7 protein-coding genes are annotated in these 8156 nt (G+C 72.8%); 1 reads left to right on the plus strand and 6 read right to left on the minus strand.

Annotated features, from left to right (window positions below):
* Positions 1-53 precede the first annotated feature (53 nt).
* The 6 genes from ACFWIC_RS26200 to ACFWIC_RS26225 form a co-directional block, all read right to left on the minus strand.
* On the minus strand, positions 54-1790 hold the full coding sequence (locus ACFWIC_RS26200) for a cation acetate symporter (protein ID WP_329950022.1): 1737 nt from the start codon (positions 1788-1790) through the stop codon (positions 54-56).
* Entirely contained in the window at positions 1787-2362 is a 576-nt protein-coding gene (locus tag ACFWIC_RS26205; protein WP_380520152.1) for a DUF485 domain-containing protein, read from the minus strand. Before ACFWIC_RS26205 ends, ACFWIC_RS26200 begins: the two co-directional genes overlap by 4 nt.
* A 127-nt stretch (positions 2363-2489) precedes the next feature.
* Positions 2490-3224 carry a response regulator gene (locus tag ACFWIC_RS26210; RefSeq protein WP_380520153.1) on the minus strand — a complete coding sequence of 245 codons (735 nt, stop codon included), beginning with the start codon at positions 3222-3224 and terminating at the stop codon, positions 2490-2492.
* Positions 3221-4381, minus strand: a complete 1161-nt coding sequence (locus ACFWIC_RS26215; protein WP_329950019.1) for a histidine kinase — start codon at positions 4379-4381, stop codon at positions 3221-3223. Before ACFWIC_RS26215 ends, ACFWIC_RS26210 begins: the two co-directional genes overlap by 4 nt.
* A 95-nt stretch (positions 4382-4476) precedes the next feature.
* Positions 4477-4962, minus strand: coding sequence for a DUF1453 domain-containing protein (locus ACFWIC_RS26220; protein WP_380363722.1), 486 nt, complete (start codon positions 4960-4962; stop codon positions 4477-4479).
* Positions 4963-5118: 156 nt separating this feature from the next.
* A complete protein-coding gene (locus ACFWIC_RS26225) occupies positions 5119-7230 on the minus strand; it encodes a DNA topoisomerase IV subunit B (RefSeq protein WP_329950017.1) in 2112 nt (703 codons plus the stop codon).
* Positions 7231-7769: 539 nt separating this feature from the next.
* Here ACFWIC_RS26225 and ACFWIC_RS26230 point away from each other — a divergent pair.
* On the plus strand, positions 7770-8000 hold the full coding sequence (locus tag ACFWIC_RS26230; RefSeq protein WP_329882610.1) for a hypothetical protein: 231 nt from the start codon (positions 7770-7772) through the stop codon (positions 7998-8000).
* Positions 8001-8156: the final 156 nt, after the last annotated feature.

The following is an 8156-nucleotide window of genomic DNA, read 5'->3' on the forward strand; positions in this document are numbered from 1 at the left end:
GCGGGTCCACCAGGACCCGCCGGGGTCGCGCCCGCCTGCGCGGCCGGTGCCCGTTACGCGGCCCCCGCCCCGGTCAGGGCCCGGACCTCCAGCTCCGCGTACCGGTCCGGATCGGCCGGCTCCGGCGAGGTGAGGGTGCCGATCCACCCGGCCAGGAACCCGAGCGGGATGGAGACGATGCCCGGGTTCTCCAGCGGGAACCAGTGGAAGTCGACCCCGGAGAACAACGCCACCTTGGTCCCCGAGACGACCGGCGAGAAGATCACCAGCACCACCGCCGGGATCAGCCCGCCGTACACCGACCAGACCGCGCCGCGGGGGGTGAACCGCCGCCAGAACAGGCTGTAGAGCAGCACCGGGAGGTTGGCCGAGGCGGCGACGGCGAAGGCCAGTCCGACCAGGAAGGCCACGTTCAACTGCTGCGCGAAGAGGCTGAGCGCGATGGCGACCGCGCCGATCCCCACCGCCGCGACCCGCGCGACGCCGACCTCCTTCCGCTCCGCGACCGCGATCGTGCCCGAGGACTCCACGGCCGCCGACGCCCCGTTCGCCGGCTCGCCCCGCGCCCGTCGGGAGGCAGGGACGGCGGCCCGCCGGGCGCGGAGGCCGCGCGAACGGCGCGGACGGCCCCGCCAGGCCCCCGCCCAGATGTCGTGGGCGAACGCCGCCGAGGAGGCCAGGGTGAGCCCCGCGACCACGGCGAGGATGGTGGCGAAGGCGATCGCCGAGATCACCGCGAACAGCAGCACCCCGCCGGTCGAGCCGTTGCCGCCGCCGAGCACCAGGGCCAGGAGCGGAACGGCCGTGTTGCCCGCCGGGTTGGCGTGCCGCACCTCGGCCGAGCCGACGAGCGCGGTGGCCCCCAGGCCGAGCGCGATGGCCATCAGGTAGAACCCGCCGACCAGCCCGATCGCCCACATCGTGGAGCGCCGGGCGGCCCGCGCGGTCGGCACCGTGTAGAAGCGGGAGAGGATGTGCGGCAGCCCGGCGGTGCCCAGCACCAGGGCCAGCCCGAGACTGAAGAAGTCCAGTCGGCTGGTGAAACTGTGTCCGTACTTGAGCCCGGGTTCCAGGTAGCGCTGGCCGGCGCCGCTGTGCTGGGCGGCCTGCCGCATCAACTCGGCGACGTCACCGTGGAACCGGACCATCAGCAGCACGGTCAGCAGCACCGACCCGGCGACGAGCAGGACCGCCTTGACGATCTGGATCCAGGTGGTGGCCCGCATCCCGCCCACCGTGACGTAGACGATCATCAGACCGCCGACGGCCACGATGGTCCAGGTCCGGGCCTGGGCGCTGTTCGTCCCGAGCAGCAGGGCGACCAGACTGCCCGCGCCGACCATCTGGGCGACCAGGTAGAACAGCGTGACGACCACGCTGGCGCCACCGGCCGCCGCGCGGACCTTGCGCCGGCGCAGCCGCAGGGCCAGCACGTCGGCGAGGGTGTACCGGCCGGCGTTCCGGACCAGCTCGGCGACCAGCATCAGCACGACCAGCCAGGCGACCAGGAAGCCGATGCTGTAGAGCACGCCGTCGTACCCGTACAGCGCGATCAGCCCGGCGACGCCGAGGAAGGAGGCGGCGGAGAGGTAGTCCCCGGAGAGCGCGAAGCCGTTCTGCAACGGTGTGAAGTCGCGGCCGCCGGCGTAGAAGTCCTCGGCGGCGCTGCCTCGGCGACCGGCCCAGAGGGTGATCGCCAGGGTGACCAGGACGATGACGGCGAACAGGACGACGGCCAGGTCGTGGTGGTCGCCGGCGGGGGCGACGGGCGGCGGGGTCGCGGTCGTCATCGCAGCTGGTCCTGGGTGTCCCAGCGGAGCGACAGGGCGGCCCGGTCGCGCTTGGTGCGGGCGTTGCGGGCGTAGAGCCAGGTCAGCAGGAAGGTCGAGGCGAACTGCAGCAGGCCGAGCAGCCAGGCCACGTTGACCGGTCCCGCGACCGGGCTCCGCATCAGGCCGGGCGCGACCGCCTGGGCGGCCACGTACATCAGGTACCAGGCGAGGAAGACGCCGCTGACCGGGAAGACGAAGGCGCGGTAGCTGTGGCGGATCTGCTGGAAGGCCTCGCTGTGCTGGACCGAGCGGTAGACCTCGGTACTGCCGTCCGGCTCCGGTCTGCCGGTCTCCGGATCCTCCGCCCCCGGGCCGTCCGTCCTCGGTCCGTCCGCCGGGGCCCGGTCCGCCGTCCGGTCCGCGACCGTCCGGCCCATCGCCACCCGGTCCGCCACCCGGTCCTCCGCTGTCCGGTCCGTCGGTCGCGGGGCTTGTCCGGGGACGGCTGCGGGCTCGGCCCACCAGTCGAATCGCTGCCCCTGCTCGGATTGCCGTCCCTGTTCGGGACTGCTCGTCTGCTGTTGTGGCACCGCTGCTCCTGGACCCGGGGGGTTGTGTCCCGAACCATGATGGCGGCGCCCGAACCCGCCAAACCGCCAACGCAGATACGTTCACTCGATAAGGTGATCGATCATCCGACAGGCGCTCATCGGACTACTACGGCGTCCCGGTGATTCCTTTTCGGAAGGCGTACGCGACCGCTTGCGCCCGGTCCCGCACGCCGGTCTTGGCGAACAGGTTGTTGATGTGCGTCTTCACGGTGGCCGGGCTGACGAACAGCCGCCGGGCGATCTCGGTGTTGGAGAACCCCTCGGCGATCAGCCCCAGCACCTCGGCCTCCCGCGCGGTCAGCCCGTCCGGCGGGTCCGCCTGCCGCTCGGCCGCCGCGCCGTCGCGCGCCGCTCCTCCGCCCGGGCCCGGGTCCTCGCCTCCGGCCGCCAGCCGGTCCAGCAGGCGCAGTTGCACCTGCGGGGAGAGCCCGGCAGCCCCGGCGCGGACGTTCGAGATCGCCCGGGCGATCTCCTCCGCGCCGGCGTCCTTGGTCAGGTAGCCGCGCGCCCCGGCCCGGAGCGCCGGGAACAGCGAGTCGTCGTCGGCGTACGTGGTGAGCACCACCACCTCGGTCCCCGGGTGGGCCGCACGGATCCGCCGGGTCGCCTCGACCCCGTCGCAGCGCGGCATCCGCAGGTCCATCAGCACCACGTCCGGACGGTGCCGTTCGACCAGGGCGACGGCCTCCTCGCCGTCCGCCGCCGCGCCGACCACCGCGATGCCGGGCAGCAGCCCGAGCAGCATCACGATGCCCTCGCGCACCACCGTCTGGTCGTCCGCGACCACCACCCGGACCGACCCCGCACCCGGTTCCGCGCCCGGTCCCGCACCCGTCCTCACGTCGGCACCCGCAGCAGCACGCGCCATCCTCCCTCGTGACGGCCCGCCAGCAGGGTGCCGCCGAGCAGTTCCGCGCGTTCGCGCATCCCGAGCAGACCGTACCCGGCGCCGCTACCGGCCAGCTCCGGCGGCACATCGCCACGCGCGGGCCGCCCGTTGCGCACCTCCAGTCCCACTTCTCCCGGCAGGTAGCGCAGTTCGACGGTGCAGCGTGCGCCGGGGGCGTGTTTGCGCACGTTGGTCAGCGCCTCCTGAGCCGTGCGCCGTACCGCGAGCCCCGCCTCCGCGGGCAGTGGGCGCGGTGTACCGGCGACGGTGAGCACCGCCCGCTCCCGGCCGGTCAGCTCGACCAGGAACTCACCGACCGGCGTCAGCTCGCCGCGCAGCGCGGAGAGCGCCTGCCTGGTCTCGACCAGGCCGTCCTGCGCCATCCGCCGGGCGGCCACCACCCGTTCCCGGATCTGCTCCCGGTCGGTGCCGGCGTCCAGCATCAGCCGGGCCGCCTCCAGGTGGACCAGCTGGGCGGAGAGGCTGTGGGCCAGCACGTCGTGGATCTCCCGGGCGATCCTGGCCCGTTCGGCGAGTGCCGCGCTCTCCGCCTCGGCGGCCCGCGCCGCCCGTTCCTGGGCGAGCAGCCGCCGGGCGGTCCCCCGCGCCTCGGCGTCCAGCCGGAGCAGGTAGCCGAGCACAGCGAGGCCGCAGACGGTGACCGTGACGCTCAGCCGGTCCTCCCAGCCCGCCGCCGCGTACGAGGCGAGCGCGACCGCCGCGACCACGGCCGCGGGACCGGCCGGCAGCCGCACCACGGTGGTGACGGCGAGCCCCACCCAGAGGGCGCCGGCCAGCAGGTCGGCCTGGAGGCCCTCGGCCGCCCAGGCACCGCCGACCAGCACCGCGGCGAGGACCAGCGAGGGCGCCAGCCGCTGCTCCCGGCTGACGCGCAGGTAGGCCGCGTACACGCCGAGGGCCGCCGACAGCCCCGCCGCTGCGGCCACGACCGCCCAGCCCCCGTACTCGCCGTGGGAGAACATCCCCCAGGTCACGGCGGCGAGCAGGGCGGCCCGGCCGAGCATCGTGAGGGTCCGGCGGGCCGGGCTCTCGGCCTCCCGCTCCATCGCCTCACGGGACGGCCAGCGGGTCCAGCTCCACTCGGGCACGGTTCTTCTCCGGAGGTCGACGGGGTCGCGATCGGGCCGGACGGCCGGACGGAAAGCCCGGGCGCCCTGCCGCGGCCGAGCGCCCGGGCAAGCGCTCAGCCGGTCACGGCGCCGCCGCCGGTGCCCGCCAGGTCCCGGGCCCTCCAGTTCACCACGAGCGACCTCACCAGCAGCAGGACCGCGAGCCCGAGCAGCAGCACGCTGCCGCCCTGGTGCACGTGGAGCGCCGAGGCGACACCGAACAGGCCGAGCCGGACGACGACCATGCCCGACCAGGCCGCCGCCGTGGCCCGGGTGCCGCGGGCCCACAGCGTGCCGTCCTCCGCCTTCCAGAGCCGGACGGTCCAGCCCCACGCGCAGCCCGCCGCGAGCACCGCCAGCAGCCCGCCGACCAGCAGCACGACGGAGGCCACCGGGTGCCCGGCGTCGACCAGCCCGGGATCACGCAGCGCGAGGCCGCCGAGGACCAGCGGGAGCAGCCAGGAGCGGTGCTCGGTGTCGAGGCGCCTGGCGCGCATCTGGCGTCCGGCCACCAGGACCGTCACCGCGACGATCACGACGGTGTTGACGAGGTCGGGCATCGGGTTCTCCGTACCGGCGGGAGGGGCGGGCTGACCTCTCCGACGCTACGGATCCGGCCGCCCCCGCTGATCGGAGCCGGGGTGGACACCTGGTGGACCCGGCGGCACGAGGGCCCTCCACCCACGGGTGGAGGGCCCTGCGGTCCGCGGCGGTGCTCAGGCGTCGATGCGCGAGCGGTCCAGAGTGGCCGCCGAGTCCACGATGAACTCCTTGCGCGGCGCGACGTCGTTGCCCATCAGCAGGTCGAAGACCTTCTCGGCCTGGTCGAGGTCGCCCAGGTTGATCCGGCGCAGCGTGCGGTGGCGCGGGTCCATGGTGGTCTCCGCCAGCTGGTCCGCGTCCATCTCGCCGAGGCCCTTGTAGCGCTGGACCGGGTCCTTCCACCGCAGGTTCTTGCGCTGGAACTCCAGCAGGGTGGAGCGCAGCTCGGCGTCGGAGTAGGTGTAGTGGTACTTCTCCTGCCCGCGCTTGGGGTTGGTCAGCTCGATCCGGTGCAGCGGCGGCACGGCCGCGAAGACCCGCCCCTGCTCGACCATCGGCCGCATGTAGCGCTGGAAGAGCGTCAGCAGCAGGCAGCGGATGTGCGACCCGTCGACGTCGGCGTCGGCCATGAAGATGACCCGGCCGTAGCGCGCCTGGTCGATGTCGAAGGTGCGGCCCGAGCCGGCCCCTATCACCTGGATGATCGCCGCGCACTCGGTGTTCTTGAGCATGTCGCTCACGGACGCCTTCTGCACGTTGAGGATCTTGCCGCGGATCGGCAGCAGGGCCTGGAACTCGGAGTTGCGGGCCAGCTTCGCGGTGCCGAGCGCGGAGTCCCCCTCGACGATGAAGAGTTCGCTGCGGTCGACGTCGTCGCTGCGGCAGTCGGCCAGCTTCGCCGGCAGCGAGCTGGTCTCCAGCGCGGTCTTCCGGCGCTGGGCCTCCTTGTGCTGGCGGGCGGCGACGCGCGTCCGGGCGGCCGCGACCACCTTCTCCAGCACGGCCCGGGCCTGGACCTTCTCGTCGCGCTTGCCCGAGGTGAGGAACGCCTTGAGCTCCTTGGCGACGACGGCCGCGACGATCCGGTTGGCCGCCGAGGTGCCGAGCACCTCCTTCGTCTGGCCCTCGAACTGCGGCTCGGCGAGCCGGACGGTGACCACCGCGGTGAGGCCCTCGGTCGCGTCGTCCTTGGTGACGTCGTCCTCGGCGACGCGCAGCAGCTTGCTGGCCCGCAGCACCTCGTTGACGGTCTTGGCCAGCGAGCGCTCGAAGCCGGTGACGTGGGTGCCGCCCTTGGGGGTGGCGATGATGTTGACGAAGGAGCGCAGGGTGGTGTCGTAACCGGTGCCCCAGCGCAGCGCGATGCCCACCTCCAGCTGGCGGGTGACCTCGGTGGGCGTCATGTGCCCGAGGTCGTCGAGGACGGGCACGGTCTCCTTGAACGTGCCCTCGCCGTTGAGCCGCAGCACGTCGCTGATCGGCTTGTCGGGCGCCAGGAACTCGCAGAACTCGGTGATGCCGCCGTCGAAGCGGAAGGTCGTCTCCTCGACCTTGTCGCTCTCGGTCAGTCTCTCGTCACGGACGACGATGGTCAGCCCCGGGACGAGGAAGGCGGTCTGCCGGGCCCGGCTGTGCAGGCTCTCCAGGGCGAGCTTGGCGTCCTTGAGGAAGATCTGCCGGTCGGCCCAGTAGCGGATCCGGGTCCCGGTGCGGGTCTTGGGCACCTTGCGGACCCTGGTCAGGCCGTTCGCCGGCTCGAACGGGGCGTCCGGGCTGGTCTCGGTGAAGATGCCGGGGGTGCCGCGGCGGAAGCTGATCGCGTGGGTGTGACCGCTGCGGTCGACCTCCACGTCCAGCCGGGCGGAGAGCGCGTTGACGACGGAGGCGCCGACGCCGTGCAGGCCGCCGGAGGCCGCGTAGGAGCCGCCGCCGAACTTGCCGCCGGCGTGCAGCTTGGTCATGACGACCTCGACGCCGGACAGCCCGGTCTTGGGCTCGACGTCCACCGGGATGCCGCGTCCGTTGTCGCGGACCTCGACCGAGGCGTCGTCGTGCAGCACGACCTCGATCCGGTCGCAGTAGCCGCCGAGCGCCTCGTCGACGGAGTTGTCGATGATCTCCCAGAGGCAGTGCATCAGGCCGCGGCTGTCGGTGGAGCCGATGTACATGCCCGGGCGCTTGCGGACCGCCTCCAGGCCCTCCAGGACGAGCAGGTGCCGAGCGGTGTAGTTGGAACCGTCGTCACCGGCCAGCAGAGCGGACGGCACGGTCGTTTCGGCACTCACGCGGCACTCTCCTCGGTGAAGTCTCTGTCTCATCGGTCACGTCCGGACGGGTCCGGACCGTCCGCCAGTGCAGCACACCGCACCGACAGCCGTTCCCCTGTGTGTGCACACCCCTCCGCTGGGTGCACAGCACGACGAGCCGGTCCCGCGCAGCTTGTACGCGCTGCGCGAACAAGCGCCGCGCCGGATTGGCCGCGCCGGGGCTCCATCTCCTCCCGGTACCAGCGGTCCTGGCGGATCGTGGGACCGGGCACAGGCTCCGGAACTGCCGTTATGCAGGCTACCGGGGCCGGGGACGGGGCTTATGCTCCAACCCAGCAGAGGATTATGCTACGCGGACTCCGACACTCGGTTCCGATCGGGCGTTCGAGCGAGAGACGGATCCTGGGATTCGGTACGCATGAACCACCGGCCCCCGGGGCACGTCCTCATCAACACAGCAGAATCCTCAGAGAAGAAAAGCCACGAGCGGGAACGTTTTCGGCCTGGTTGGATGTTGACCCTGGTACGACAGCTCGTCGAGCTAGAGAAGAGGCGACGTGACTACTGTTCTGACCCCTGCGAGCCCGCTCACCGCGGCTGACCGCTGCGACCGCTGCGGCGCCCAGGCTTACCTGCGCGTCGTACTCGCAAGCGGTGGAGAGCTGCTCTTCTGCGCCCACCACGGCCGGAAGTTCGAGCCCGAGCTCAAGAAGATCGCCGTGGAGATACAGGACGAGAGCGGTCGACTGAGCGGCACCGCCGCGACGACCGACACCGACGAGCGCTGATCCCGGGCGCCACGCAACAGCAAGAGCGTCGAGCTGTGTCCGGTCGCGCACGGCGCGCGACCGGTGAGCCGGGGGGGGCGCCCCCCCCGGGGGCGGCGGGGGGGGGCGCGGGCGGCCGGGGAGCTGGCGAGGTAGCCGAGGGCCTGGCTGGAGGAC

This window comes from Kitasatospora sp. NPDC127035 (genome assembly GCF_042726075.1).
In the GTDB taxonomy this organism is placed as follows: Bacteria; Actinomycetota; Actinomycetes; order Streptomycetales; family Streptomycetaceae; genus Kitasatospora.